The sequence below is a fragment of the Pseudomonas sp. P9_2 genome, from assembly GCF_034008255.1.
Lineage (GTDB): Bacteria > Pseudomonadota > Gammaproteobacteria > Pseudomonadales > Pseudomonadaceae > Aquipseudomonas > Aquipseudomonas synxantha_A.
The window spans coordinates 3441877-3468189 of sequence record NZ_CP125376.1; the positions used below are offsets into that span (position 1 = coordinate 3441877).

A 26313-nucleotide genomic window follows, 5' to 3' on the forward strand; every position below is an offset into this window, starting at 1 on the left:
ACACTTTATTTTCAGTCTTAAACATGAGTTTTTTATGCCGTTAACCGATCAACACCGTTTTGGCATGCAGTTGGCGCAAATGTCCCGAGGTTGGCGCGCCGAGCTGGACCGTCGTTTGGCGGGGCTAGGGTTGTCCCAGGCGCGCTGGCTGGTGTTGCTGCATCTGGCCCGTTTTGTCGAAGCACCTACCCAACGTGAACTGGCACAAAGTGTCGGCGTCGAAGGGCCGACCCTGGCGCGCCTGCTCGACAGCCTGGAAGGCCAGGGCCTGGTGCAACGCCAAGCCGTGGTGGAAGACCGCCGTGCCAAACGCATTTTGTTGTGTGATACCGCTCAACCGCTGATCGACCAGATCGAGACCATCGCCACGGCCTTGCGGCATGAGCTGTTCGTTGGGGTGAATGAAGAGGATCTGCGCGTGTGCATGCGTGTGCATGAGCACATCCTGGCGAACCTGGAAAAGTCCTGACTCCTGATTCGCCGAGAACCAAATGTGGGAGGGGGCTGCTCCCGATTGCGGTGGGCCAGCTACAGAGTTGTTGACTGACACCCCGCCATCGGGAGCAAGCCCACTCCCACATTAGTTCTGTGTTGTGTCAGAAGGTCTGGCCTAGATTCAAGTACACAGCCTTCTGATTATCATCATTGAACCCATAGCTGAAATTCAGCGGCCCCAGTGGCGTATCAAATCCCAGGAAAATACTCGCGGCATTGATATACCCGCTGTCGAATTCGTTGTCGTTGTTCCACGCCCGGCCCCGTTCCAGTGAGGCACCCAGGTACAACGGGAAGTCCAGTGGCAGGTACGAGCGAGGGGTCAGCCGGCGGAAGTACACCGCGCGCATCAGGCTGACGTTCTGGCCCGAAATCGCATCCTGGCGAAAGCCCGACAATTGCCGCGCCCCACCCAGCAGGAAGCTGGAGATCACCACGTCGGAATTATCCAGCGTGCGTCCATAGCGACCGCCGAGTATCAAAGTGTCCGGGCCATGGCTCATGGCCTTGTCCAGTTTGAACTCCCACTGACGGTAGCGCTGGTCCGAACCCAGTCCGGGTTCGAATTCGCGAAAGGCCAGGCCTATGTCTTCGCCGCTGTGTGGGAAGTAGACGTTGTCGAGGGAGTCGAAGGAATATTTAAGCTCATAGAACCCTTCGCTGAAACTCACGCTCGGCAGGTCGCGCTCGCCGATACGCACGTCCGCCTTGCCCCACGCCTCACCTACGCCGAAGCGGATCTCGCCGCTGTTGCCGATCTGGCGTCCTAAGTTCAAGCCAAAGCCATAGCGTTCCAGGCGGTATTCGGAGATGGGGTCGTTGTCCAGGATCAGCTCAACGTTCTGCGCCTCGGCTCTGATATAAGGCGCGACGAAGTAGCGTGAGCCGGTGTCCATCGGTTGGTAGAACTCGCTGTACAACTCCTGTCGATCACCGATCTGCACCCGCGTCAGCCATTCCGCGCCGAGGCGGTTGATGCCGTTCACTCGATAGCTGGCGCCAAGGTTGAACGCGCTGTCCCCGCGCATGTCATCCGACAGGTTCAAGCCCAGGCGCAGGTAGTCGGTGCCGCTGCGCTTGCCCCGCGCGCTGATCACCAGGGTGTTGTCCTGGCCCTTTTTGACCACGCGGTATTGCACCTGCTCGAAGTAATCCAGACCGTACAACGTGCCCATGTCCGACTGCAGGCGGCCCAGGTTCAACGGTTCTCCCAGCCCCTGGCGGATGTAATAGCGGATCACGTCGTCGCTGACTTTGGAGTCGTTCTCCACCTTGATAGCGGTGATCACCGGGGTGCGCTCGCCCGGCGTGCGTGCAGCCACCAGTTGCGCGTCGATGGGCTCGACCGGACGCAGGTTCGCCAGGCGCACATCCAGGGCGCGGGTGGCGCGGTAACCGGCGTCGATCATGTCTTTGGCGCGGCCGAAGTCGGTCACGCCATAGGCGGCCAGAGGCGGTTGGATCAGCACATCCTTGGGGTTCAGAGCCTTGAGTTGCTCCTCGGAATTGCGCCGGGTCATCAGGGTGATGGACTGGTTGAGCACGTCCACCACGGTCGCCAATTGCTTGCGCGAGCGCAGCGGGGTGCCGATGTCGACCACGATGGCAATATCGACGCCCATCTCCCGCGCCACATCCAGCGGGATGTTGTCGGTCATACCGCCGTCCACCAGCAGGCGGCCGTCCAGTTCCACCGGGGCGAACACGGCGGGGATCGACATGCTGGCGCGTATCACCTGGGGCAGGTGGCCCTTGCTGAACACGACTTTTTCGCCGGTGGTAATGTCGGTGGCCACTGCGCGGAACGGGATCGGCAGCTTGTCGAAGTTACGCGTGTTGCTGCTGTGGGCAAACATGCTTTCCAGCAGCAGCGCCAGGTTCTGGCCCTGGATCACACCCAGTGGCAGGCCCAGGCTGCCGTCGTCGCGGAAACTGAGTTTCTGCTTGACCAGGAAATCCCGGTCGTCCTGTTTGCGCCGAAACGGTACGTCTTCGCGTGGTGGGGCGTCCGACAGGGCCTGTTGCCAGTCGATGCCCAGCGCCAGCTTCTCCAGTTCGTCGATCTTGTAGCCCGATGCGTACAGCCCGCCAATTACCGCACCCATGCTGGTGCCGGCAATCGCATCAATATGGATGCCCTGTTCCTCAAGGGCCTTGAGCACACCGATATGCGCCAGGCCACGGGCGGCACCACCGGACAACACCAGGCCGATTTTAGGGCGGGGTGCTTCCAAGGCTTCGGCAAGCAGGGGGACCAGGCACAGGAACAGGCAAGACAGCAGGCGGCGCATCATCAATCTCGAGGCTGGGCGATAAAGGCCGCTATTATAGCCACTCGATTCGCTGGGCCCGTCATGTCAGGAGCCGCTTAAATTATGTCTGCAAGCAAACCCGAGATCGTTATCACTTATTGCACCCAGTGCCAGTGGTTGCTGCGCGCCGCGTGGCTGGCCCAGGAGTTGCTCAGTACATTTGCCGATGACCTGGGGCGCGTGGCGCTGGAGCCGGCCACCGGTGGCGTCTTTCGCATCACCTGTGATGGCGGGCAGATTTGGGAACGCAAAGCCGACGGCGGCTTTCCCGAGGCCAAGGTACTAAAACAGCGGGTACGCGATCAGATCGACCCGCAGCGCGATCTGGGCCATAACGATCGTACGCAATGAAAGTCACCGCCACAGAGGGGCGGTGACCCTACCGCTACTTGGCAGCGAGCTTTTGTTTGATAAAACCGACGGCCCACGTCAATACCAACCCACCGACGCCACCGCCGACAATATTGCTGCCGACCGCGGCAACATCCAGCGCTTCGCCGCTGGTGGTGCCCGTGAGTGCGGCGACAATCTGGCCCAGCACCAAGCCGCCGACTCCGCCGAGAAAGGTATTGAGCCCTGTCCCCAGGCTCTGTTTGGTCATGCCGGCGATGTTGCCACCGACGGCACCGCTGATGATCTGGACCAGCAAGCTGATGAGCATTTCCATGATGAAACTCCTGCATCGCATTGAGGGATGACCACTCGCTTGCAGCAACTTCAGAAAGCACCATGGCTGTCGTCGAGGAGTCTTTATCCGTTGAACGACTACAGACTGTTGCGGACGTTTAAAGTATAGATCAGGCTGTGGCTGCCGGTTGTTTGGCCTGGCCGGCGCTGCCCATCAGGCCGGAAAGCACGATGGCGAGGATGATCAAGGCGCCGCCCAGCAACATGCGCAAGGTCGGGGTTTCGGCAAACAACAGCCAGGCCACGGTGATGCCGTAGACAGGTTCCATGGCAAACACCACCGAGGCGGTGCGCGCCTTGATCACGGCAAGGCTGGCGACAAACAGGCTATGGGCAAGACCAGTACAAAACACTCCCAGCAACCCGATCCACAGCCAGTCAATCCCACGTACATCCGCCAGCCCTGGTGCGGCCACCGGCAGCAGGCAGGCCGCGACCACCACGTTCTGGCACAGCGCGGCCTGTACCGCAGGAATGCGCCCGGAGCTGGCGCGATTGTTCAGCGATAGCAACGAGAACAACAGCCCCGAGGCGATCCCCCACAGTAGGCCGCCCGTGGCCTCGCTGGCGAGGTTGAAATCCGGGGTCACCAGCACCAGGCCAACGGTGACCAGGGCCACTAGCAGCACTTCATTGGCGCGAATGCGCTCGCGGAAGATCAACCCTTCAAGGATCACGGTAAAGGCCGGAAAGGCGGTAAACCCCAGGGTCGCCACGGCCACGCCGGCGACTTTGACGGCAATAAAGAACGTCACCCAATGCGCGGCCAGCAACACACCGCTGACCAGCAGGCGGCGCCAGTCGCGCATCTCCAATGTCTTCCAGGGCGCGTTGCTGGCAAAGCGGGCAAATACCGCCAGGGCGAGCACAGCAAACGCGGCGCGACCAAACACGATGATGGCAGGGGAGGCCGCCGCCAGCTTGCCGAATACGCCGGTGAGGCCAAACATCAATGCGCCGATATGCAGGGCGCCAAGGGCTGAACGGGGAGTCATTGCGATCCTTGAAGCAACGGGGGTAACAGCCTCGCAGTCTAGAGACTTGGTTCGCGGGCGTCTGTCGCCGGCCTCGCGATTTTTAGCGTGGGACTCTTGTCAGTCGGCCTGACGCAGGGCGCTGGGCGTGGCGCCAAACTCGCGCAACATGGCGGCACTGAATGCGCTTTGCGAGGCGTAGCCGACGCGCTCGGCAACCTCACCAATGGCAAGCGGTGTGCCGCGCAAAAGCCCCAGCGCCATGTGCAAGCGACGACTGCGAAGATAATCCATCGGCGTTTGCCCGCATTCGGCCATGAAGCGTGCATGCAGGCGCGCCACGGAAAGCCCGGCGATGCGCGCCAGGTCGGCCACCTGCAAAGGGCGCGCAGCATGGCGCTGGATATGGGCATTGAACGCTGCATAAGGCAGGCGCCGGCCTGGCTGCGGTTTAGCCTGGAGATGATTGAGGCTGGCCAGTAACAGCACCGCACCTTGCTGGACGATCAGCGGATCGTCCACCGGGCTGTGCGCCAGCCACTGCACCAGTTGGCTTTGCCGCGGATCCAGCGTCAGTCGCGCCGGTTGCCCCAGCAAGCGGCGACTGGCATCGGCATGCTCGCCCAAAGATTGCACCACCCAATGTTCGGTCGGCACATCCAGCACCAGGCAGCGGCTGCCATCGCGGCTGCCACAGGCATGGTGGGTGGAGAAGGGCAGCACCATCACACTGCTCTCGCGCACTTGGCTGCCACGGCCATCGACTTCCAGCTCCAGGTGCCCGGACAGGCCGAACACCAACTGCGCATGATCATGGCTATGGGCGATGGGGGCTTCGAGGTAGTGGCGTAGCGTGAGGCTCGGGCTCATCGCGGTCTCCAGTGGCAGCAGGCCGCCAGTCTACAACGCTTCATACGCAATGAGCGCTGTCATCAGACTGACGCACAGCTGTCATGGGCTATTAATCGCCAAGGCGCAAGCTCGCGAAAACAGCGTCGAGGGATGCCCATGACCCATGCCGAGTTCACCAAGCCCAGCCGCAAGCAACGGGTGCGAACCCTGTGGATTTCCGACGTGCATCTAGGCACCCGGGATTGCCAGGCCGAGCACTTGTCGCAGTTTCTCAAGGGCTACCACGCCGACAAGGTCTACCTGGTGGGCGATATTATCGATGGTTGGAAAATGCGCGGCGGCATGTATTGGCCCCAGGCCCACACCAACGTGATCCGTCGCTTGCTGACCATGGCCAAGCGCGGTACCGAGGTGATCTACGTCACTGGCAACCATGATGAATTTTTACGACGCTATTCCAAGCTGATCCTGGGCAATATCCAGTTGGTCGATGAGGCGGTGCATGTGACTGCCGATGGTCGGCATCTATTGGTGATCCATGGCGACCAGTTCGATGTGATCACCCGCTATCACCGTTGGCTGGCGTTCCTCGGCGACTCGGCTTACGAATTCACCCTCACGCTTAACCGCTGGCTCAACCATTGGCGCGCGCGCTACGGTTATGGCTACTGGTCGCTGTCGGCGTACCTGAAGCACAAGGTGAAAACCGCCGTGAGCTTTATCAGCGATTTCGAAGAAGCGATTGCCCACGAAGTCACCAGGCGCGAACTGCATGGGGTGGTGTGCGGGCATATCCACCATGCCGAGATTCGCAAGGTGGGGGAGGTGGATTACCTCAATTGCGGAGATTGGGTGGAATCGTGCACCGCGCTGATCGAGCACTGGGATGGGCATATCGAGTTGTATCGGTTGGCGGATGTGCAGGCCAGGGAGGCGCAGCTCAAGGCTGAAATGGTCACTGGCTAAAAACCTTGCCTCGGTAAAAATGTGGGAGGGGGCATGCTCCCTCCCACATTTAGTCCCGGGGTTTTCAGTTGGAAACGTCGGCGATAGCTTCGGCCAGCAGCGTCAAACGTGTCGCATCCACCCCGGCCACGTTGGCCCGGCCTGAACTGACCATATACACGCTGTGCTTCTCGCGCAGTAGCTTGACCTGCTCGGCACTCAAACCGGTATAGGAAAACATCCCGCGCTGCGCGCCGATATGGGCAAACTTCTCGGCCAAGCCATGGGGCTTCAAGGCTTCCACCAACCCGGAACGCAAGTGCGCGATCCGCGAGCGCATGGCCTCGACTTCCTCGCTCCACAGTTTTTTCAGCTCGGTATCACCGAGGATGGTCGCCACCACGGCAGCGCCATGATCCGGCGGCGTCGACCACAGGTTGCGGGCGATGTTCGCCAGTTGGCTGCGCACATCGGTGAGCTTTTCGGCATCCGCAGCACACAGGATCAGTGCGCCGACCCGGTCGCGATACAGACCGAAGTTCTTCGAGCAGGAACTGGTGACCAGCACTTCCGGCAACTCGGCTGCAAACAGGCGCACCGCCCACGCGTCCTGCTCCAGGCCATCACCAAAGCCCTGGTAAGCAAAGTCGATCAGCGGCAGCAACTGGCGTTCCCGCACGATCTGCAACACCTGGCGCCAGTCATCCTGGGTCAGGTCGAAGCCGGTCGGGTTATGGCAGCAGGCATGCAGCAGCACCACGTCACCCTTGGGTATCGTGGACAGGGTCGCAAGCATCGCCGCCACATCCAGGCGATTGTCGCTGCCTACGTAAGGGTAGTGACTGACCTTAAGCCCGGCCTTGGCAAAAATGGTCTCGTGGATCGGCCAGGTCGGGTTGCTCAACCACACGCCACGGCCAGGCAGGCTCTGGGCGATAAAGTCAGCGCTCAGGCGCAGGGCGCCGGTACCGCCTGGGGTCTGGGTGGCGCCGGCGCGGCGTTCGCGCAACAAGGCCGAATCGGCACCGAGCACCAGCTCACTGATCAGGGTGCCGAAAGCCGCGTCACCATGACCACCGATGTAGGTCTTGGTCACCTGGGTATCAACCAGGCGCTGTTCCGCCAGCTTCACCGAGTGGGGAATCGGGGTCAGGCCCTGGTCGTCCTTATACACGCCCACGCCCAGGTCGAACTTGTTCGGGTTGGCATCCTGGGCATACAGGTCCATCAGCCCGAGGATCGGGTCACCGGGCACGCGGCCAATCGCATCGAAGTGCATTACTTGCGGCCCTCGGCAGTCTTGGCCACTTCGTCGGTGCGCGCAGCCATGATGAAGTCGTTGCGGTGCAGGCCCTTGATGGAGTGGCTCCACCAGGTCACGGTGACTTTGCCCCATTCAGTGAGCAGGCCAGGGTGATGGCCTTCGGCTTCGGAGATTTCACCCATGGCGTTGGTGAAGGCCAGGGCGAACTTGAAGTTCTTGAACAGGAAGACCTTTTCCAGCTGCATGACGCCGTCGCGCACTTCGATGTTCCAGTCAGGGATCTGCTTGAGCAGCACCGGCAGTTCTTCATCGCTGACTTGCGGGGCATCGGCGCGGCAGGCTTCGCAGTGGGCTTGGTTCAAGGTGGTCATGGGAGGTGTCCTGAATTCGAATGTTTGAAGGTCAGTGGCGTTACCCTAAAGCAACGCGCGGCCAGGGAACAGACTCACCTGGCCTAAAAAGGCACAGCTCAAGCAGCCTTGGGCTTTGGCGGGAATTTCGGTGCGTGCAAGCCCAATTCCATACCGCGCTCGACCATGCCCATGATGTCTTCCTGCGCCACGTCGAACAGGCGCTTGAGTTCGGGCAATACGAAGTACAGCGGTTGCAGGATGTCGATACGATAAGGGGTGCGCATCGCTTCCAGCGGATCGAAGGCTTGGTGCTCGGGCTCATCCGACAAGCAATACACGCTTTCTTTAGGCGAAGACAGAATGCCGCCACCGTAGATGCGCCGCCCTTGGGGTGTGTCCACGAGGCCGAACTCGATGGTCATCCAGTACAGGCGCGCCAGGTACACCCGTTGCTCCTTGGTAGCCGCCAGGCCGAGCTTGCCGTAGGTGTGGGTGAATTCGGCGAACCAGGGGTTGGTCAGCAGCGGGCAGTGGCCAAAGATCTCGTGGAAAATATCCGGTTCTTGCAGGTAGTCCAGCTCTTCACGGGTACGAATAAAGGTCGCCACCGGAAATTGCTTGCTGGCGAGCAATTCAAAAAAGGTCTGGAAGGGAATCAGTGCGGGTACCCGCGCGACTTGCCAGCCGGTGGTTTCGGCCAGCACCTTGTTGATTTCGCCCAACTGAGGGATGCGGTCCAACGGCAGGCCGAGCTTGTCGATGCCGTCCAGGTATTCCTGGCAGGCACGGCCTTCGATCACTTTGAGTTGGCGAGTGATCAGCGTGTTCCATACCGCGTGTTCTTCTGGCGGGTAATGGATAAAACCTTGCGCATCGGGCTCGCGGGCCACGTAGTGCGTCTGCTTCATACGGCTCTCCTGCTAGGCATTCGTTCTTGTTATGTCCTGCGATGTACCTATTGATAACCCGAACAGGCCTGGATTCCGTCGCTGTCTTGTCTGGGTGCGTAGGAAAAATTACCGGTTTTTGTAAAGTATTCGTTACGGGTGTAGCCCTTATCCGTGTCTTGGGCTGTGAAAAGGTGACGCGCTGTCACATAATCTTGACGACTATCTGCGCCCAGCGGCAAAAAGACGCGGCGCCTCTCTACTTTTCGAGCCTTTCCATGCGTATCAAAGTGCATTGCCAGAACCGCATCGGCATCCTGCGGGACATCCTCAACCTGTTGGTGGAGTACGGCGTCAACGTCGCCAAGGGCGAGGTCGGCGGTGAGCATGGCAATGCCATCTACCTGTTTTGCCCGAACCTGGTGAACATGCAATTCCAGGCATTGCGCCCGCAGTTCGAGGCGATTGCCGGCGTATTCGGCGTCAAAAGGGTAGGGCTGATGCCGAGCGAGCGGCGGCATATGGAACTCAATGCGCTGCTTGGCGCCCTGGAATTTCCGGTGCTGTCCATCGACATGGGCGGTTCCATCGTCGCTGCCAATCGCGCAGCGGCACAGTTACTCGGCGTGCGGGTGGATGAGGTGCCGGGTATTCCACTGTCGCGCTATGCCGAGGACTTCGATTTGCCGGAACTGGTGCGTGCCAGCAAATCGCGGATCAACGGCTTGCGGGTCAAGGTCAAAGGTGACGTGTTTTTGGCGGATATCGCCCCACTGCAATCCAGTGAGCATGACGACAGTGAGGCCATGGCCGGTGCCGTGCTGACCTTGCATCGCGCTGACCGTGTGGGTGAGCGCATCTACAACGTGCGCAAGCAAGAGCTGCGCGGCTTTGACAGCATCTTTCAAAGCTCCAAAGTGATGGCTGCGGTGGTCCGCGAAGCACGGCGCATGGCACCGCTGGATGCGCCGCTATTAATAGAAGGCGAAACCGGCACCGGTAAAGAACTGCTGGCCCGTGCGTGTCACCTGGCCAGCCCGCGAGGGCAGTCGCCTTTGATGGCCCTCAATTGTGCGGGCTTGCCCGAGTCGATGGCCGAAACTGAACTATTCGGCTACGGCCCCGGTGCCTTTGAAGGGGCGCGAGCGGAGGGCAAGCTCGGGCTGCTGGAGTTGACGGCGGGCGGTACCTTGTTTCTTGATGGCGTTGGCGAAATGAGCGCGAGATTGCAGGTGAAATTGCTGCGTTTCTTGCAGGATGGGTGTTTTCGTCGGGTCGGCAGTGATGAAGAGGTGTATCTGGATGTGCGGGTGATCTGTGCGACCCAGGTGGACTTGTCGGAACTCTGCGCCCGGGGTGAGTTTCGCCAGGATCTCTATCACCGACTGAACGTGCTGTCGCTGCACATTCCACCCTTGCGCGAATGCCTGGACGGCCTGGCGCCCTTGGTCGAGCATTTTCTTGACCAAGCCAGTCGGCAGATCGGTTGCCCGCTGCCCAAGTTGGCGCCCGCTGCCATGGAGCGTCTTAGCCACTACCACTGGCCAGGCAATGTGCGGCAGTTGGAAAACGTGTTATTTCAGGCTGTATCCTTGTGTGAGGGCGGCACGGTCAAGGTCGAGCATATTCGTCTGCCGGATTACGGCGTGCGTCAACCGCTTGGGGATTTTTCGTTGGAAGGCGGTTTGGAGGATATCGTGGGGCGGTTCGAAAAGGCCGTGTTGGAAAGCCTGTACGCCGAGCACCCAAGCAGCCGGCAGCTGGGTAAGCGTTTGGGTGTATCGCACACCACCATTGCGAATAAGTTGCGCGACTATAAGGTGATCAAGTAAGGGTATCGCGATGCTGGACACTGCGTCTTGTGAACGCAGTGTCCGATCTGACAACGGTCCAGTGTGTCAGCCGTAGACACTGTTGTACTGGCCTATTTCTTCAATCTTGCCTGTACTTTTGTCCATCCAGGCCAGCGTTGTGTTTTCGTTGTCAATTTTAAAGAACTCAATCAGGCTGTAGTTCTTGTCATGTTCCAAGTTGCGCAAACTTTTTTGAATCTCGGGAGAGAGTTTTCCGTACTTGCCGTCTTTCAGGTCCTTGGCGGTTACGCCGTAATCCTTGAATTGTTGGGCTTCGGAATTCGAATTCAACAGCTTTAATAAATCCGTACAGCTCGTTGGCGTCATATAGCCGTTTTCTGGCTGTTCAATAAATACAGGCCTGCCACCGTCGACGGGTGCCCAGAGGTAGGTCAATGCGTGTCCGTTAAACTGAGACACCATCCGGTAGTCCCTATGTTCATCCAGTTTCCCCAGTTCCTTGGTAATACTGGGGGAGAGTGGTCCATATTTGCCGCCAAGCAGATCCTTGGTTGTGATATCCATGTCCATACGGATCATGGCCTGTGGCAGTGTGTCGATAAGTTTATCCAGCGCCTTTACGGCCGGGTTCCAATGTTGATTTATTGGTGCGAACTCGTCTGCGAGCCTTGGAGAGACGAGATAAATTGGCCGCTGATCAACGTACCTTTCAGTAGGGTAGTTCCAGTCACGGCGCATGTCTGGTACGCGCCGCTCGGGAAGGTAGTCCCAGTTGCGGCGCATTTGCGGAAAATCCCGGGCAGGGCGATAGTCCCAGTCTGGTTGCATGTCCGAGATGCGTCGGTCGGGGTAATAGTCCCTGGCACGGTGCACCTCTGGAAAGTATCGGTCAGGACGATAGTCTGAAACTTCGGCCCTGTGCTCGTGGGTGCACGCGTGATAATGGGGCGCGGCCGATGGGTAGTTAGGTCGATATATATCATGGTCCGGCCTGCCACCCGCTCTTGTAGGGAAGTAGGGAACACTGAAGGGCAGGGTGGGTACTTGTGGGGTAGTGAACATGATACTGGTCCTGTAGTTAGTGATAGGTGTGTCGCAAGAATGCAACTTTAAATACTCAGGGTGGTGATGTTGCGATGGACAGAATTTACGCAGGCAGTAGGGTGTGTTCAAGTTGTCGTTGTTTAGTAATTGTAAGCGTGTGTCGAGACGGTTTAATTTGGTGTAAGTGTCGTGAGATGTCCGAGAAAGCAAGCGTAAACACATGTATTAACTAAATGCTCAAGTACCTGATAACGATGGGTTTCACTCGCTGTACGTGAATTTGAAATGATAAGTCTGGTAGTCACCGCGTGTGTATTAATAACCCCTTGCAACATTTCCCTCGATAAGAGCGGCCCAGGAAGCTGAAATGGCGACGCACCGGCGTAATTCAGGCATGGGGAGGGCTTCGGGCGTCATGTCTTGCCGCAAGCGGCATAAGTCCGCCGTTTTTTCGACTCTTGGGCAGTGGGTCTGCCCGACGCTCCAGCGCTCAACCCCCGGATTCAGGGGGCTCCTTCGTTTTTTTTAAAGTTGGTTCGCAAATTGCTTAAGCCTCCTCAGTACAGCGGTGGGCGGCAAGCGTCCGTCAGAAAGAGGAAAGAGCGTGGACAAATACCTTTATGTGGCAATGACCGGCGCCAGCCAGAACGCACTGGCGCAGAAGGCCCATGCCAACAATCTGGCGAACATTTCCACCAATGGTTTCCAGCGCGACCTGGAGCAGGCGCGTTCGATGCCGGTGTTCGGCGACAGCTTTCCGGCGCGGGCATTTGCCATGACCGAGCGGCCGGCCACTGACTTCTCCCCGGGCGCGATGATCGAGACCGGTCGTGACCTGGATGTGGCCGTCAGCGGCGACGGCTGGATGGCCGTGCAAACCCCCGATGGCGGCGAAGCCTACGTGCGCAGCGCGAGCATGAACGTGGATGCGCTCGGTGTGCTGCGTGCCGGCAACGGGATGCCGATCATGGGTAACGGTGGCCCGATTGCCGTGCCGCCCCAGCAGAAAATCGAAGTCGGTGCCGACGGCACCATCAGCATCCGCGCCATGGGCGAAGGCCCGCGGGTGATGGCGGAAGTGGACCGGATCAAGATGGTCCAGCCCGACCTCAAGAACATGACCAAGGGCCTGGACGGCACCATCCACACCAAGGATGGCCAGCCAGCCCAGGCCGATGCGAACGTCAAGCTGACTTCGGGCTTCCTGCAGGCGAGCAACGTCAACGCCGTGGAAGAAATGACCGCGGTGCTGGCGCTTTCCAAGCAGTTCGAGCTGCACATCAAGATGATGAACAGCGCTAAAGAAGACGACCAGGCCATGACGCGCGTCATGCAGATGAGCTGATTCAAGCCCATTAACTAATTTGCAACGTAGCGCCCACTACCCGGCGCACGAAGGAGAACAGCATGCTTCCGGCTCTATGGGTTGCCAAGACAGGCCTGTCCGCCCAGGACACCAACCTGACGACCATTTCCAACAACCTGGCGAACGTGTCGACCACGGGCTTCAAACGTGACCGCGCCGAGTTCCAGGACCTGCTCTATCAGATCAAGAAGCAGCCAGGTGCCCAATCGACCCAGGACAGCGAATTGCCCTCGGGCCTGCAATTGGGTACCGGTGTGCAGATCGTCGGCACCCAGAAAAACTTCAGCGCCGGTAACCTGCAGCAAACCGGCCAGCCGCTGGACATGGCCATCAATGGCCGTGGCTTCTTCCAGATCCTGCAACCGGATGGGACTACCTCCTACACCCGCGACGGTACTTTCCACCTGGACTCCAACGGCCAGATCGTCACCGCCAACGGTTTCGCTCTGGAACCGGCCGTGGTGGTTCCGGCGGATGCCAAGACCTTTACCGTGGGCAACGACGGCACCGTGTCCATCACTGTGGCCGGCAACCCGGCGTCGCAAGTGATCGGCAACCTGCAAACCGCCGACTTCATAAACCCGGCCGGCTTGCAAGCGATGGGCAATAACCTGTTCCTGGAAACCGCCTCCAGCGGCGCGCCTCAAATCGGCACCCCGGGCCTGAACGGGTTTGGCACCACGCTGCAAAGCACCCTGGAAACCTCCAACGTCAGCACCGTTGAGGAGATGGTCAACATGATCACCACCCAGCGCGCCTACGAGATGAACTCCAAGGTGATTTCCACCGCCGACCAGATGCTCTCGTTCGTCACGCAGAATCTGTAATCACGTCTATGGGGCGCCCTTGACGGCGCCTGCAACACCATGAGGTAAGGGTCATGAATCGCTATGTTTCCGTTTTGGCATTGAGTGGGATCGCCGTGCTCGCGGGCTGTGTCGCCCCAACGCCAAAGCCCAATGACCCGTACTACGCGCCGGTGTTGCCACGCACGCCGCTGCCGGCGGCGGCCAATAACGGCTCGATCTACCAGGCTGGTTTCGAACAGAACCTTTACAGCGACCGCAAGGCCTTCCGGGTCGGTGACATCATCACCATCACCCTCAACGAGAAGACCCAGGCCAGCAAGAACGCCAACTCGCAGATCGGCAAGAACAGCAAGACCAGCATCGGCCTGACGTCGCTGTTCGGCGGTGGCCTGAACACCAACAACCCGCTGGGCGGTGGTGACCTGAGCCTGGACGCCGGCTACAGCGGCGACCGTGCCACCAACGGCAAGAGTGCGGCGGGGCAGGGCAACAGCCTGACCGGCTCGATCACCGTGACCGTGGCCGACGTATTGCCCAACGGCATCATCGCCATACGCGGTGAAAAGTGGATGACCCTCAACACCGGCGACGAGCTGGTGCGCATCGCCGGCATGGTCCGTGCCGATGATATTTCCACCGACAATACCGTGCCGTCGACGCGCATTGCCGATGCGCGCATCACCTACTCGGGGACGGGTTCGTTTGCTGATGCAAGCCAGCCGGGCTGGTTCGATCGTTTCTTCCTTAGCCCGCTGTTCCCTTTCTAGGTGGCCATTTTGAATTTCAAACAGCTGATGGCGACGGCGCTCTTGCTGGCCTTGAGTGCTGTGGCCCAGGCCGAGCGGCTCAAAGACATCGCCAGTATTTCCGGCGTGCGCTCCAACCAGTTGATCGGCTACGGCCTGGTGGTGGGGCTCAATGGCACGGGTGACCAGACCACCCAGACGCCGTTCACCCTGCAGACCTTCAACAACATGCTGTCCCAGTTCGGTATCAAGGTGCCGCCAGGCTCGGGCAACGTGCAATTGAAGAACGTTGCCGCGGTGTCGATCAGTGCCGATTTGCCGCCATTCGCCAAGCCGGGCCAGGTGGTGGACATCACCGTTTCGTCCATGGGCAACTCCAAAAGCCTGCGTGGCGGCACCTTGCTGATGACGCCGCTCAAAGGTATCGACGGCAACGTCTACGCCATTGCCCAGGGCAACCTGGTGGTCGGCGGGTTTGACGCTGAAGGCCGCGATGGTTCGAAGATCACTGTCAACGTACCGTCGGCCGGGCGCATTCCCGGTGGCGCGACGGTTGAACGCACCGTGCCGAGCGGTTTCAACCAGGGCAACAGCCTGACCCTGAACCTCAATCGCTCCGACTTCACCACTGCCAAGCGCGTGGTCGACAAGATCAACGACATGCTCGGCCCAGGTGTGGCCCAGGCCATCGACGGCGGTTCGATTCGCGTCACCGCACCACTGGACCCCAGCCAGCGTGTGGACTACCTGTCGATCCTGGAAAACCTGGAGGTCGACCCTGGCCAGGCGGTGGCAAAAGTCATCATCAACTCACGTACCGGCACTATCGTGATCGGCCAGAACGTCAAGGTCTCGCCGGCAGCGGTGACCCACGGCAGCTTGACGGTGACCATCACCGAAGACCCGATCGTCAGCCAGCCGGGCCCGCTGTCCAACGGCCAGACCGCCGTGGTCCCGCGCTCGCGGGTCAATGCCCAGCAAGAAGCCAAGCCGATGTTCAAGTTCGGCCCCGGCACCACCCTGGACGAGATTGTCCGCGCGGTGAACCAGGTGGGCGCAGCGCCCGGCGACTTGATGGCCATCCTCGAAGCTTTGAAACAGGCCGGCGCCTTGCAAGCCGACCTGATCGTGATCTGAGGCCATGGCCATGGATATGCGCAAGAGCGGCATCAGCAGCACGGCGGACTCGGGGTCTTACTCCGACCTGAATCGGCTTAACCAGCTGAAGGTCGGTGATGACAAGAACAGCGAAGGCAACATGCGCAAGGTGGCGCAGGAGTTCGAGTCGCTGTTTTTGAACGAGATGCTCAAGTCCATGCGCTCGGCTACCGACGCTCTGGGCAAGGACAACCCGCTGAATACCCCGGCGGCCAAGCAGTATCAGGAAATGTACGACCAGCAACTGGCGGTCTCGATGTCCCGCGAGGGCGGTGGTATCGGCCTGGCCGACGTGCTGATGCGCCAGATGCAAAAGAACAAACCGGTGGAGGCCCAGGCCGCCACCTTGCAAGGCCCGGCGGCGGATGGGCCGGTGAAGAAAGTTGATGTGCCGACTGAGATTGCTGCCGGTACCCAGGCTGAGGGCCCGTTGGGGCGCTCCAATGGGCAGCGTCCATTGTGGGCCTATCGCGTGGCTGAGCCGCAGGCTGGGGCCGTTGCGTCTCACAGCAACGACATGGAGCTGATGAACCAGCGCCGTATCGCCTTGCCCAGCAAGCTGACTGACCGTTTGCTTGCCGGCATCGTGCCCAGTACCCAGGTCGTGGCCAACGCCGCGCCGCTGCGTAACAGTGCCGCCGATGACAACGTCATCAACAGCAGTGCGCGCACCTTTGCCGTACCGAGCGGGCGCATGCAGGTGTATGGCCGCGCCATTGCCCAGCCACCGCTGGCACCGGCGAAGAAAGCCTTCAGCTCCCAGGATGAATTCGTCGCCACCATGCTGCCGATGGCCAAGGCCGCCGCCGCACGGATTGGCATCGATCCCAAGTACCTGGTGGCCCAGGCAGCGCTGGAAACCGGTTGGGGCAAATCGGTCATGCGTGCCGAAGACGGCAGCAGCAGCCACAACCTGTTCGGCATCAAGGCCGGCCAGAGTTGGCAGGGCGGCCAGGCCCGTGCGATCACCAGCGAGTTTCGCGATGGTGCGATGGTCAAGGAAACGGCGCAGTTCCGTTCCTACAGCTCCTACCAGGACAGCTTCCACGACCTCGTGACCCTGCTGCAAAGCCATGATCGCTATAAAGAAGTTGTGAAATCAGCCGACAACCCGGAACAGTTTGTACGCGAGTTGCAAAAAGCCGGTTATGCAACCGACCCGGATTACGCCAGCAAGATTTCGCAGATCGCAAAAACCATGAACAGTTACCAGAACTACGCTGCCGCTGGCGCAACCACACATTTATAAGGTCTGAACCATGAGTTTGCTCAGTATCGGGATGTCAGGGCTCAACGCCGCTCAAGGATCGTTGTCGGTCTTGAGTAATAACATCGCCAACGTTAATACCCCAGGGTACTCGCGTCAGCAGACCACGCAGAATACTAACGCGTCGAACCCGTTCGGCGGTGTGTTCATCGGCACTGGTACCACCCTGGCCGACGTGCGCCGGGTGTACAACGAATACCTGGACACTGCCTACCAGAACAGCACGGCCCTGAACAACGATGCCAAGGCGTATCTGGATCAGGTCGGCGCCGTCGACAAAGTGCTGTCGGACAAGACCACCGGTCTGTCATCGGTGCTCAGCTCGTTCTTCGCTACCCTGCAAACCGCAGCGTCCAACCCCAGCGACCTGTCGGCCCGCCAACTGCTGGTGACCAACGCCCAGACCCTGAGCAGCCGTTTCAACGCGATCTCGACGCAATTGACCCAGCAGAAAGAGACTATCAACAACCAACTGAGCAGCATGAGTGAGCAGGTCAATCAATTGACCGCCTCCATTGCCTCGCTCAACAAGCAGATCTCCCAAGTGCAAGGCGCGTCGGGCAATGCGCCGGCCAACCTGCTGGACTCGCGTAACGAGGCGGTACGCTCGCTCAATGAGCTGATCGGCGTAACGGCCACCGAGAAGAACGGCCAGTTCAGCGTGACCACCGGCAGCGGCCAGTCCCTGGTGGAGGGCGGGATCTCCAATACGATTTCCGCAGTGCCGAGCAAAACCGATAACAGCCAGTACACCATTCAGCTGGACATGAACGGCACCACCATGGACCTGGGCGGCGTCATCAGTGGCGGCAGCATCGGTGGCCTGTTGCGTTATCGCAGTGATGCCTTGATGCCGGCTATCAACGACCTGGGCCGTATCGCCATCGCAACCGCAGACACCATCAATAACCAGCTGGGCCAAGGCCTGGACCTCAATGGTGACTTTGGCGTTTCGCTGTTCAAAGACATCAACAGTGCCGCCGCCATTGCGTCGCGCAGCCAGGGCGCCTCGGGCAACAGTGCCGGGGCCGGCAACCTGAACGTGACGATCAAGGACAGCAGTAAGTTGTCCACGTTTGACTACACCGTGACCTTCAGCGACAAGACCGACCCCAACAAGGTCACCGTGTTGCGCTCGGACGGCAAGGCCATGGGCACCTTTGACATGGGCTCCACACCGCCGCCGACCATGGATGGCTTTACCCTGGCGCTGGACGGCAAGGGCGCCATGGCGTTTGGCGACAGCTTCAAAGTCAGCCCGACCGCCACCGGCGCAAGCGGTATGGGTGTAGCACTCACCGATGCCAACAAGCTGGCGTTTGCCGGCCCGCTGGCGGGTACCAGCAGCAAGACCAACAGCGGCACAGGCACATTTACCCAGCCGTCGTTGACGGTGCCGCTGGACATCCATGGCGGCACCGACACCGCACAGTTGCGCGCCGGTATTGAAAACTCGATGCCGGTGAAGATGGTGTTCGGCAAACCCGCCGCCGACGGTACGCAGTCGTATACGATCAGCGACTCCAAGGGCAACCCGATTGGCACTGGCTCAATCATCCCGGGGCAGGGCAACAAGATCACCGTCGACGTACCGATGCGCGACGCCAGCGGTGCAGCCATCCCCGGCAAGAGCTTCAAGTTCGACACCACTGTCAATGGCTCCCCGGCAGACGGCGACAGCACCACCTTCGCCTTCAACAGCGGCGGCAAATCCGATGGCCGAAACGCCCAGGAACTGCTGAACCTGCAAACCAAGGCCACCGTTGGCATGGGCGAGGGCAACGGGGGCACCAGCCTGGTGGGGGCCAACAGCAAGCTGGTCTCCACTGTCGGCGCCAAGGCCAGCCAGGCCGGGGTCGACAGCGCCGCCACCGGTGCGTTGCTGAGCGCCAATAAAGATGCGCGCAACTCGGTGTCCGGGGTCAACCTGGATGACGAAGCCGGCGACATGATCAAGTTCCAGCAGTACTACACCGCGTCGTCGCAGATCATCAAGGCTGCGCAGGAAACCTTCACCACACTGATGAATGCTCTTTAAGGGAGGCTGGGACGATGCGTATTTCTACACAGCAGTATTTCGAGACCAGCTCTGCCAAGTACCAGAGCAACTATTCCAGCGTGGTCAAGGCCCAGGACCAGGCCAGCACCGGTGTCCGTGTGCAAACCGCCGCGGATGATCCGGTAGCGGCGGCGCGGTTGCTGATGCTGCAACAGCAGAAAGATATGCTGGCGCAATTCAACGGCAATATCGACACGTTGAAGAACTCGCTGACCACTCAGGACGGCGTGCTGGAAAACATCAATATCGCGATTCAGCGGGCCAGTGAGCTGGCGTTGAAGGCGGGTAACGTTGGTATCAGCGACGCTGACCGCAAATCGACTGCCGCCGAGATCGGCGCCATTGAAGATCAGGTCCTGGGCCTGCTCAATACCAAGGACGCCAGCGGTAATTACCTGTTCTCCGGGAGCAAGACCGACACGCCTCCCTACACCCGCAACAATGACGGCACCTACAGCTACCAGGGCGATGACACGCCGCTGAGCCTGAAGGTGGCGGAGAACCTGTCGGTCGCCATGGGCAATACCGCCAAGAGCATGCTTGAAAGCTCTGCGAATACGGGCCGTACGCAAACAGCACCGATCCTCGTGCCGCCAGCGGTCGATGATGGCAAGGTCACCGTGTCTGCCGGGTTGATCGCGGCCAACACCAGCTATAACAGCAGTTTTTCCGACGGCCAGCCGTACAAGCTGACCTTCACCAGCAGCACCCAATATGTCGTAACGGACAATGCCGGCAAGGACATCACCTCGGAGATTCCGGGCAACGGCACTTTCGATGCCACCAAGGAAGGCGGTTCGAGTATCAATCTGCGCGGGGTCAAGTTTGACATCGGCTTGAACCTGGGCAAGGACGCACTGGGCAAAGACATATTGCCCGGCGCGCCATCGGACGCCATCGTCAAGGATCGCCAGTTCAGCTTGTCGGTCAAGCCGGACACCTTCAGTGTTTCACGCACCCCGAGCAATCCGTCCACTGCGCAACTGAGCGGCGGCACGGTGAGCGATCCGGCGGCATACGCCAGCACCTTTCCCAACTCGGGTGTCGTCGTCAAGTTTGGCGCGGCCGGTGTCTATGATCTGTATGCGCAGCCGTATACCGCAGACAGCAAATCCATCGCCAGTGGCACCCTGGCAGCTGGTGCAACGTCAATCACGGCGGCGGGCGTGACCTTCGATGTCACCACCGCACCGGCGCCGGCAGCCGGCGACCAGTTTTCGATCAGTGCCACCAGCAACAAGAACGAGAACGTCCTCGACACCCTGAGCCATTTGCGCAAAATCCTGGAAACGCCGTCAGACGGCAACCCGGCGGCGCAGAAGGAGCTCAAGGATGTGGTGGCCAAGTCCATTGGCAACTTGACCAATGCCTACAGCCAGATCGACCAGGCGCGCGGCTCCCTGGGTGCGCGCCTCAATGGCCTGGATATTCAGTCCAAGGAAAACGTCAGCCTGGACCTGGCCAATACCACCACCATGAATGCCCTGGGCAATGTCGACTTCGCCGAAGCCGCCATCAACCTGAGCTTGCAGCAAACCATGTTGCAGGCTTCGCAACTGGCCTTCGTGAAAATCTCGCAGTTGAGCCTGTTCAACAAGATGTAAACGGCGTTCAGTCAAGCGGCCCGCTCTGGAAACAGGGCGGGCCGTTATCGTTTCTGGGGCTAAATTGTTGAAACGTTTTGCATAAACCACGCAAAATTGAGTGACCTGTGAGTCATAAAGCGCATCTTCACTGTATCGTGTGAAAAGGATAAGTCGTCACAGGGCCTTCATCGGGCGGCTTTCACCGGGATTTTTATGGGGTTATCCCCTTTATTGTCAGCACTTCCGGCGTAGCCCGAGGGGTGTTCTCCAGCTATTTAGTATTGGGAAGCCACAATGATTGGCATAAAAAGCATCGCCAGTTACGTGCCGGCGGACGGGATCGATAACTACGCCCAGGGTGCCAAGTTCGCCAAGGATGAAGAATTCATCATCGGCAAGATCGGCTCGGCGTTCCTGCCGCGCAAGGAAGCTGCACAGGAGACTTCCGATCTGTGTGTCGAGGCAGTCAACGCCTTGTTTGCCAACAACCCGCAATTGAAGCGCGAGTCCATCGACGCGCTGATCGTCGTCACCCAGAACGGCGATGAAGAGGGCCTGCCTCACACCGCTGCCATCGTCCAGGACAAACTGGGCCTGCCTACCCACGTTGCCGCCTTCGATATTTCCCTGGGCTGCTCCGGCTACGTCTACGGCATCTACGCGATGAAGGGCTTCATGGAAGCCGCCGGCCTGAAAAACGGTCTGCTGATCACCGCAGACCCGTATTCCAAGATCGTCGACCCGGAAGACCGCAACACCACCATGCTGTTCGGCGATGCCGCCACCGCCACCTGGATGGGCGAGGAGGCGCCATGGCTGCTGGGCAAATCCAAGTTCGGCACCGACGGTTCCGGTGCACCGCACTTGAAAGTCAGCGATGGGGTGTTCTTCATGAACGGCCGCCAGGTGTTCAACTTCGCCTTGCTCAAAGTGCCGGCGCACTTGCACGAGCTGCTCAATGAATCGGACCTCAAGGCCGATGACATTGATGCGTTCTGCATCCACCAGGGCAGCGCGGCCATCGTCGACGCCGTGGCGCGCCGCTTTGAAGAAGCGCCAGTGGACAAGTTCATCAAGGACATGGTCGAGACCGGCAACACCGTGTCGTCGAGCATTCCGCTGCTGCTCGAGAAGCACGTGATGGACGCCACCTGGAAGCGCGTGGCCATCAGCGGCTTTGGCGTGGGCCTGTCGTGGGGCTCGGCGATTCTCTATCGTCCGTGATGCTTTAACCGCTGCATAAAAAACGCCGATGATCCCACGATCATCGGCGTTTTTTTTTGCGCCCTCTGTAGGAGCGAGCTTGCTCGCGAAGAACCTGAGAGCGCCGCGTGCATCCTGAATGCCCGCGTCATCGTTAACGTTCTTCGCGAGCAAGCTCGCTCCTACAAGGGTGGATGTCTTGAAGGCGAAGTTTTGGCGCCAGTAACCCGTGATTGCTGGCGTTTCATGCCTCTATAAGGCCTTGAAATACAAGGGCTGGCACAGGGCTACTAAAAAAAATCAAAAAAATCCTCAAGCAACCGGCTACCACGACGATAACTATTACGTAGGTTCTCTAGGCCACACCCGGCGGTCGCCAGGGCCGGAAGCCGCAGTATCCAAATCACGAGGATTTCGTCATGGCATTATCAGTAAACACCAACATCACCTCCCTGGGTGTCCAGAAGAACCTGAACAAAGCTTCCGACGCTCTGAGCACTGCGATGAACCGTCTGTCGACCGGCAAGAAAATCAACAGCGCCAAAGATGACGCTGCCGGCATGCAGATCGCTAACCGTCTGGGCAACCAGGTTAAAGGCTTGAACGTTGCAATCGCCAACGCCGCCAACGGTACTTCGATCGCACAGACTGCTGAAGGCGCGATGCAAGAATCCACCAACACCCTGCAGCGTCTGCGTGAACTCGCTCTGCAAGCGGCCAACGGTGATAAAAGCGACGCTGACCGTGTTTCCCTGCAGCAAGAATTCACCGCGAAAGTGGGTGAGCTGACCCGTATCGCCAACACCACTACCTTTGGTGGTCGTAACCTGCTGGACGGTTCGTTCAACAACGTTGCTTTCCAAATTGGTGCCAACGCTAACGAAACCATCTCGTTCGGTATGACCGACATCAGCGCTACTGCTCTGAAAGGTAGCTACAGCGAGGCAAGCGTTAACGGTGCGGCCTTGGCTGGTATCAGCGCTACCGCTACCGGTGCTTCTCTTTCGGGTGCTAAAGCCACTGGTGCTGCGACTGCAGCATTGAACTCTGCTGATCCAACCGGCCTTGCCGCAGCCTCTACCTTGACCATTAACGGTAAAGATGTGGCGCTTGCGGTGGGTAACAAGGGTGCAGATGTTGTAACTTCCATCAACGCTGCTAATGCCGGTGTAACAGCCTCGTGGGATGATGTTGGCAACAAGCTGACCCTCAGCTCCAACTCTGCAATTACTGTTGCTGGCGGCGGTCCGGTTGGCCTTGGCAACGTGACTACTCCAGCAGCACCTGCGACTGGCGCTACGACTTTGGCCGCCGCTGGTGCAATCAAGGTCAACGGCCAAGACGTGGCTTGGGCTGCAAACGCAGCTATCAGTACTGTGCTGACCAGCATCAAAACTGCTGTAGGCGCTGGTGGCGACGCTACTATCGGTTCTGATGGCCGTATCCAAGTTAAGTCCGCTGGCGGCGCTGATGTAGCCCTGTCCAACACGACTGCTGGTTCGCTGTCTGCTCTGGGTCTGTCGGCTGGTACTTCCCAGGCCAAACTGACCGCTGACACTTCGATCAGCCTGAATGGCGTTGAAGTGAAGTTCAAGGCAGGTGACACCACTGATGCGATCGTTTCCTCGATTAACAGTGCAAGCACCGGTGCCACTGCCAGCAAAAACTCGGACGGCAGTCTGGCTCTGTTCTCGAAGAAAGACATCGTTATCGCTGACGGTAGCGCAGGTACCGGTCTGGCCGCACTGGGTCTGACTGCTGGCTCAAGCAAAGCCACTACTCTGGAAACCACCGTTTCCAACCTGAGCATCCTGACTGCGGCCAGCTCGCAACAGGCTATCCAGGCCCTGGACGGCGCGATGCAGCAGATCGACAGCCAGCGTTCGCAGCTGGGTGCCGTACAAAACCGCTTCGACAGCACCACTGCTAACCTGCAAAGCATTTCGCAGAACTCCAGCGCTGCCAAAGGCCGCGTAGAAGATGCTGACTTCTCTGCCGAAGCTGCCGAGCTGACCAAGCAACAAACCCTGCAACAGGCTTCCACTGCGATCCTGGCACAGGCCAACCAGCTGCCATCCGCTGTACTGAAGCTGCTTCAGTAACATCGGTAACGGTTGAATAACGGAAGGGTGCGTTTACGTACCCTTTCGTTTTTTCAGTTATGAGGTGATGACATGGACATGAGCATTAAGCTGAACGCGTCTTACCCGTCTGGTGCAACCCCGGCCACTGGCACGCCTGCTAGCGTGGCCAAACCTGTGGCGCAGGCTGAATCAGCTCCTGCCGATGAACCCAAGCGTGCGGCATTGGAACAAGCTGTAACCGATATTCGTGAGTTTGTTCAGGCAAGCCAACGCAACCTGGACTTCTCCATTGATGACACGACCCATAGAGTCGTCGTCAAAGTGATCGCCACCGATAGCGGTGAAGTGATCCGACAGATTCCCTCGGAAACTGCGCTGAAGCTGGCCCAGGATCTGAGCAAGGCTAGCAGCCTGTTGTTTGATACCAAGGCGTGAGTTGGCACGAAACATGTTTCTGATTACTGTCTGAGCGTTAATGCGCCAAAAAAGCAGCAGCCGCAGGACAAGGAGAATTGCAAATGGCAAGTTCAACGATTTCCGGCCCAGGTTCGGGCTACGACACGCAATCCATCGTCAAGGCACTGGTAGGTGCTGAAAGGGCGCCGAAGCAGACCCAAATTACCGATCAACAGAAAGATGCGACCGTCAAACTGTCGGCTGTTGGCACGGTGAAGACTGCGTTGGAAGCCTACCGGACGGCAATCACCAAGTTGAACAACATTTCCTCGTTCAACGGTCTAGCGGCTACCAGCTCAGAAGAGAAGAACGTTAAAGTGACCCTGGGTGATGGTGCATCCAGCGGCAAGTACACCCTTGTGGTTAACAACTTGGCAACGACGTCGAAAGTGACGAGCAAGGTGTTTGAAGGCGGTACCTCCGCCAAAGCGAACAGCTCCGATGACAATCAGATACTTACTATCAATCAATCGGGTAAAAGTTACGATGTAACCATCCCCGGTGGTGCGACTCTGCAGCAGGTTCGGGACTCCATCAACACCCAGTTGTCGGCGCAAGGCATCAGCGCCAACGTGCTGAGTGACTCAAAGGGCTCGCGTCTGGTTATCGGTTCCAGCAACAGCGGTGAAGGCACGGCGATTACTCTCAGTGGTAACTCGGAGCTGGCCACCGGTTATGATCCGGGCCAAGTGCCGAAGAACGCCAATTACTCGATCGATGGTGTTGCGATGGAGTCCACCACCAACAAGATCAGTTCGGCGATCAGTGGTGTGAGTCTGGAATTGTTGACTGAAGACCCGACCAAGCCGGTTACCACGACTATCACCGTTGGCAGCAGCACGGACACTCTGAAAACGTCGGTGCAATCATTTGTCACTGCCTACAATGCGCTGATGACCACAATCAATGCTCAGACCAAAGTCACGGCTACTGGTGATGCCTCTACCACTACCGCGGCGGCCCTGACTGGGGACTCGTCGATGCGCCAACTGGTAAACAGTTTACGTGCTGAGTTGGTCAACGGTTCGGGCGGGGGCACCATCAGCAGCCTGGCCCAGATGGGGATCACCACCGACCAGAAGACTGGCCTGCTCAGCCTTGATGACAAGACCTGGGACAAGGCTGTGGTCACCGGAGCTGGTGATATCGCCAAGATGTTCACCGGTGACAAAGGCTTGATCAGCCGCATGAACAGTGCGACTTCAGCCTACGTCGGTACCACTGGTACGTTGGCCACTCGTGCCACGGACCTGAACAACAAATTGACTGAACTGACCACTGAGCAAAGTGCGTTGGATCGCCGGATGGAGGCTCTGCAGACATCTCTCACTGCTAAGTACACGGCAATGGATACCATGATTGCACAGCTCAACAACACCAGCTCCAGCATCATGACCACGCTCAATGCTTTGAATAATCCTAAGTCGAACTGATTGAAAGTGGGGCGCGCTCTGCGCCCCCTGGCTTGGGTTCTGGATTAAAGTTTTCGCCGGTGCAGTCGAAAGACTGGATAGAGCAACCCTATTCGCCCGTGGCCTGTTTTGAGGTAGCAACATGAACCCTATGAGAGCCCTTCGCCAATACCAGAAGGTCAATTCCCACGCTCAAGTATCCGAGGCCAGCCCTCATCGTCTTATTCAGATGCTGATGGAAGGTGGGCTTGAGCGCATGGCCCAAGCCAAGGGTGCAATGGCGCGTGGGGATATTCCGCAAAAAGGTTTGTTGCTCACCAAGGCCATCGACATTATCACCGGATTGCGTCAGGGCTTGGATGAAACAAAGGCCGAGGACCCTGCCACCATTCAGCGTCTGGCTGCGTTGTACGACTACATGAACGTGCGCCTTCTGAAAGCAAACGCCAGCAATGATCCGGAAATTATCGATGAAGTTGCCCGCTTGCTGATAACTGTCAAAGAAGGCTGGGATGCCATCGCTCCACAATAAGGCCGATC

24 protein-coding genes are annotated in these 26313 nt (G+C 59.0%); 16 read left to right on the plus strand and 8 right to left on the minus strand.

Annotated features, from left to right (window positions below):
* Window positions 1-34 precede the first annotated feature (34 nt).
* Window positions 35-469 carry a MarR family transcriptional regulator gene (locus QMK52_RS15435; RefSeq protein ID WP_003193007.1) on the plus strand — a complete coding sequence of 145 codons (435 nt, stop codon included), beginning with the start codon at window positions 35-37 and terminating at the stop codon, window positions 467-469.
* A 127-nt stretch (window positions 470-596) separates the two neighbouring features.
* On the opposite strand, the gene QMK52_RS15440 is transcribed toward QMK52_RS15435, so the two are convergent.
* Window positions 597-2786, minus strand: coding sequence for a patatin-like phospholipase family protein (locus QMK52_RS15440; protein WP_320403045.1), 2190 nt, complete (start codon window positions 2784-2786; stop codon window positions 597-599).
* Window positions 2787-2870: 84 nt separating this feature from the next.
* Between QMK52_RS15440 and QMK52_RS15445 the strand changes: the two genes are divergently transcribed.
* On the plus strand, window positions 2871-3158 hold the full coding sequence (locus QMK52_RS15445; RefSeq protein WP_005790123.1) for a SelT/SelW/SelH family protein: 288 nt from the start codon (window positions 2871-2873) through the stop codon (window positions 3156-3158).
* Between the two features lie 34 nt (window positions 3159-3192).
* Here QMK52_RS15445 and QMK52_RS15450 read toward each other — a convergent pair whose 3' ends face one another.
* The 3 genes from QMK52_RS15450 to QMK52_RS15460 all read right to left on the minus strand — a co-directional run bounded on the left by QMK52_RS15450 (window position 3193) and on the right by QMK52_RS15460 (window position 5338).
* The gene (locus QMK52_RS15450; RefSeq protein ID WP_005790122.1) at window positions 3193-3474 is read right to left on the minus strand and encodes a hypothetical protein; all 282 of its coding nucleotides are present in this window, start codon (window positions 3472-3474) and stop codon (window positions 3193-3195) included.
* 130 nt (window positions 3475-3604) lie between these two features.
* On the minus strand, window positions 3605-4489 hold the full coding sequence (locus QMK52_RS15455; protein ID WP_005790120.1) for a DMT family transporter: 885 nt from the start codon (window positions 4487-4489) through the stop codon (window positions 3605-3607).
* A gap of 99 nt (window positions 4490-4588) precedes the next feature.
* Window positions 4589-5338, minus strand: coding sequence for an AraC family transcriptional regulator (locus QMK52_RS15460; protein WP_005790118.1), 750 nt, complete (start codon window positions 5336-5338; stop codon window positions 4589-4591).
* Between the two features lie 138 nt (window positions 5339-5476).
* Between QMK52_RS15460 and QMK52_RS15465 the strand changes: the two genes are divergently transcribed.
* Window positions 5477-6286, plus strand: coding sequence for a UDP-2,3-diacylglucosamine diphosphatase (locus QMK52_RS15465; protein WP_005790116.1), 810 nt, complete (start codon window positions 5477-5479; stop codon window positions 6284-6286).
* 64 nt (window positions 6287-6350) lie between these two features.
* On the opposite strand, the gene QMK52_RS15470 is transcribed toward QMK52_RS15465, so the two are convergent.
* The 3 genes from QMK52_RS15470 to phhA all read right to left on the minus strand — a co-directional run bounded on the left by QMK52_RS15470 (window position 6351) and on the right by phhA (window position 8790).
* Complete coding sequence (locus tag QMK52_RS15470; protein WP_194438872.1) at window positions 6351-7544, minus strand: amino acid aminotransferase; 1194 nt, start codon at window positions 7542-7544, stop codon at window positions 6351-6353.
* Window positions 7544-7900 carry a 4a-hydroxytetrahydrobiopterin dehydratase gene (locus tag QMK52_RS15475; RefSeq protein WP_005790113.1) on the minus strand — a complete coding sequence of 119 codons (357 nt, stop codon included), beginning with the start codon at window positions 7898-7900 and terminating at the stop codon, window positions 7544-7546. The genes QMK52_RS15470 and QMK52_RS15475 overlap by 1 nt, the downstream gene beginning before the upstream one ends.
* A gap of 98 nt (window positions 7901-7998) precedes the next feature.
* A complete protein-coding gene (phhA, locus tag QMK52_RS15480; protein WP_043049667.1) occupies window positions 7999-8790 on the minus strand; it encodes a phenylalanine 4-monooxygenase in 792 nt (263 codons plus the stop codon).
* Window positions 8791-9047: 257 nt separating this feature from the next.
* On the opposite strand from phhA, the gene QMK52_RS15485 reads away from it, so the two are divergent.
* Window positions 9048-10601, plus strand: coding sequence for a sigma-54-dependent phenylalanine hydroxylase transcriptional regulator PhhR (locus QMK52_RS15485; protein ID WP_005790109.1), 1554 nt, complete (start codon window positions 9048-9050; stop codon window positions 10599-10601).
* 66 nt (window positions 10602-10667) lie between these two features.
* Here the strand turns inward: QMK52_RS15485 and QMK52_RS15490 are convergent, their stop codons facing one another.
* A complete protein-coding gene (locus QMK52_RS15490; protein WP_320403046.1) occupies window positions 10668-11645 on the minus strand; it encodes a hypothetical protein in 978 nt (325 codons plus the stop codon).
* 586 nt (window positions 11646-12231) lie between these two features.
* Between QMK52_RS15490 and QMK52_RS15495 the strand changes: the two genes are divergently transcribed.
* The 12 genes from QMK52_RS15495 (at window position 12232) to fliS (ending at window position 26305) form a co-directional block, all read left to right on the plus strand.
* Entirely contained in the window at window positions 12232-12972 is a 741-nt protein-coding gene (locus tag QMK52_RS15495; protein ID WP_032880052.1) for a flagellar basal body rod protein FlgF, read from the plus strand.
* A 62-nt stretch (window positions 12973-13034) separates the two neighbouring features.
* Window positions 13035-13820 (plus strand): flagellar basal-body rod protein FlgG, encoded by a 786-nt coding sequence (gene flgG / locus QMK52_RS15500; RefSeq protein WP_005790105.1) that lies wholly within the window; start codon window positions 13035-13037, stop codon window positions 13818-13820.
* A 53-nt stretch (window positions 13821-13873) separates the two neighbouring features.
* Window positions 13874-14569 (plus strand): flagellar basal body L-ring protein FlgH, encoded by a 696-nt coding sequence (gene flgH / locus QMK52_RS15505; protein ID WP_005790104.1) that lies wholly within the window; start codon window positions 13874-13876, stop codon window positions 14567-14569.
* A 6-nt stretch (window positions 14570-14575) separates the two neighbouring features.
* Window positions 14576-15685, plus strand: coding sequence for a flagellar basal body P-ring protein FlgI (locus QMK52_RS15510; RefSeq protein ID WP_413817847.1), 1110 nt, complete (start codon window positions 14576-14578; stop codon window positions 15683-15685).
* A 4-nt stretch (window positions 15686-15689) separates the two neighbouring features.
* On the plus strand, window positions 15690-16955 hold the full coding sequence (gene flgJ, locus QMK52_RS15515) for a flagellar assembly peptidoglycan hydrolase FlgJ (RefSeq protein ID WP_320403047.1): 1266 nt from the start codon (window positions 15690-15692) through the stop codon (window positions 16953-16955).
* Between the two features lie 10 nt (window positions 16956-16965).
* Window positions 16966-19011: a flagellar hook-associated protein FlgK gene (gene flgK / locus QMK52_RS15520; RefSeq protein ID WP_005790099.1), complete on the plus strand. Its 2046-nt coding sequence runs from the start codon at window positions 16966-16968 to the stop codon at window positions 19009-19011.
* 14 nt (window positions 19012-19025) lie between these two features.
* Window positions 19026-20636 carry a flagellar hook-associated protein 3 gene (locus tag QMK52_RS15525; RefSeq protein ID WP_320403048.1) on the plus strand — a complete coding sequence of 537 codons (1611 nt, stop codon included), beginning with the start codon at window positions 19026-19028 and terminating at the stop codon, window positions 20634-20636.
* Between the two features lie 276 nt (window positions 20637-20912).
* A complete protein-coding gene (locus QMK52_RS15530) occupies window positions 20913-21842 on the plus strand; it encodes a ketoacyl-ACP synthase III (RefSeq protein WP_320403049.1) in 930 nt (309 codons plus the stop codon).
* 398 nt (window positions 21843-22240) lie between these two features.
* A complete protein-coding gene (locus QMK52_RS15535; protein WP_102666518.1) occupies window positions 22241-23923 on the plus strand; it encodes a flagellin in 1683 nt (560 codons plus the stop codon).
* A 72-nt stretch (window positions 23924-23995) separates the two neighbouring features.
* Window positions 23996-24340, plus strand: coding sequence for a flagellar protein FlaG (locus QMK52_RS15540; protein ID WP_282399263.1), 345 nt, complete (start codon window positions 23996-23998; stop codon window positions 24338-24340).
* 83 nt (window positions 24341-24423) lie between these two features.
* On the plus strand, window positions 24424-25794 hold the full coding sequence (gene fliD / locus QMK52_RS15545) for a flagellar filament capping protein FliD (RefSeq protein WP_102666520.1): 1371 nt from the start codon (window positions 24424-24426) through the stop codon (window positions 25792-25794).
* Between the two features lie 121 nt (window positions 25795-25915).
* On the plus strand, window positions 25916-26305 hold the full coding sequence (gene fliS, locus QMK52_RS15550; protein WP_102666521.1) for a flagellar export chaperone FliS: 390 nt from the start codon (window positions 25916-25918) through the stop codon (window positions 26303-26305).
* Window positions 26306-26313: the final 8 nt, after the last annotated feature.

Excerpts from the sequence above, each read along its gene's own strand:
- QMK52_RS15435 (WP_003193007.1), top strand. The coding sequence starts at position 35 with ATGCCGTTAACCGATCAACACCGTTTTGGCATGCAGTTGGCGCAAATG.
- QMK52_RS15440 (WP_320403045.1), bottom strand. The coding sequence starts at position 2,786 with ATGCGCCGCCTGCTGTCTTGCCTGTTCCTGTGCCTGGTCCCCCTGCTT.
- QMK52_RS15445 (WP_005790123.1), top strand. The coding sequence starts at position 2,871 with ATGTCTGCAAGCAAACCCGAGATCGTTATCACTTATTGCACCCAGTGC.
- QMK52_RS15450 (WP_005790122.1), bottom strand. The coding sequence starts at position 3,474 with ATGGAAATGCTCATCAGCTTGCTGGTCCAGATCATCAGCGGTGCCGTC.
- QMK52_RS15455 (WP_005790120.1), bottom strand. The coding sequence starts at position 4,489 with ATGACTCCCCGTTCAGCCCTTGGCGCCCTGCATATCGGCGCATTGATG.
- QMK52_RS15460 (WP_005790118.1), bottom strand. The coding sequence starts at position 5,338 with ATGAGCCCGAGCCTCACGCTACGCCACTACCTCGAAGCCCCCATCGCC.
- QMK52_RS15465 (WP_005790116.1), top strand. The coding sequence starts at position 5,477 with ATGACCCATGCCGAGTTCACCAAGCCCAGCCGCAAGCAACGGGTGCGA.
- QMK52_RS15470 (WP_194438872.1), bottom strand. The coding sequence starts at position 7,544 with ATGCACTTCGATGCGATTGGCCGCGTGCCCGGTGACCCGATCCTCGGG.
- QMK52_RS15475 (WP_005790113.1), bottom strand. The coding sequence starts at position 7,900 with ATGACCACCTTGAACCAAGCCCACTGCGAAGCCTGCCGCGCCGATGCC.
- phhA (WP_043049667.1), bottom strand. The coding sequence starts at position 8,790 with ATGAAGCAGACGCACTACGTGGCCCGCGAGCCCGATGCGCAAGGTTTT.
- QMK52_RS15485 (WP_005790109.1), top strand. The coding sequence starts at position 9,048 with ATGCGTATCAAAGTGCATTGCCAGAACCGCATCGGCATCCTGCGGGAC.
- QMK52_RS15490 (WP_320403046.1), bottom strand. The coding sequence starts at position 11,645 with ATGTTCACTACCCCACAAGTACCCACCCTGCCCTTCAGTGTTCCCTAC.
- flgG (WP_005790105.1), top strand. The coding sequence starts at position 13,035 with ATGCTTCCGGCTCTATGGGTTGCCAAGACAGGCCTGTCCGCCCAGGAC.
- flgH (WP_005790104.1), top strand. The coding sequence starts at position 13,874 with ATGAATCGCTATGTTTCCGTTTTGGCATTGAGTGGGATCGCCGTGCTC.
- flgJ (WP_320403047.1), top strand. The coding sequence starts at position 15,690 with ATGGCCATGGATATGCGCAAGAGCGGCATCAGCAGCACGGCGGACTCG.
- flgK (WP_005790099.1), top strand. The coding sequence starts at position 16,966 with ATGAGTTTGCTCAGTATCGGGATGTCAGGGCTCAACGCCGCTCAAGGA.
- QMK52_RS15525 (WP_320403048.1), top strand. The coding sequence starts at position 19,026 with ATGCGTATTTCTACACAGCAGTATTTCGAGACCAGCTCTGCCAAGTAC.
- QMK52_RS15530 (WP_320403049.1), top strand. The coding sequence starts at position 20,913 with ATGATTGGCATAAAAAGCATCGCCAGTTACGTGCCGGCGGACGGGATC.
- QMK52_RS15535 (WP_102666518.1), top strand. The coding sequence starts at position 22,241 with ATGGCATTATCAGTAAACACCAACATCACCTCCCTGGGTGTCCAGAAG.
- QMK52_RS15540 (WP_282399263.1), top strand. The coding sequence starts at position 23,996 with ATGGACATGAGCATTAAGCTGAACGCGTCTTACCCGTCTGGTGCAACC.
- fliD (WP_102666520.1), top strand. The coding sequence starts at position 24,424 with ATGGCAAGTTCAACGATTTCCGGCCCAGGTTCGGGCTACGACACGCAA.
- fliS (WP_102666521.1), top strand. The coding sequence starts at position 25,916 with ATGAACCCTATGAGAGCCCTTCGCCAATACCAGAAGGTCAATTCCCAC.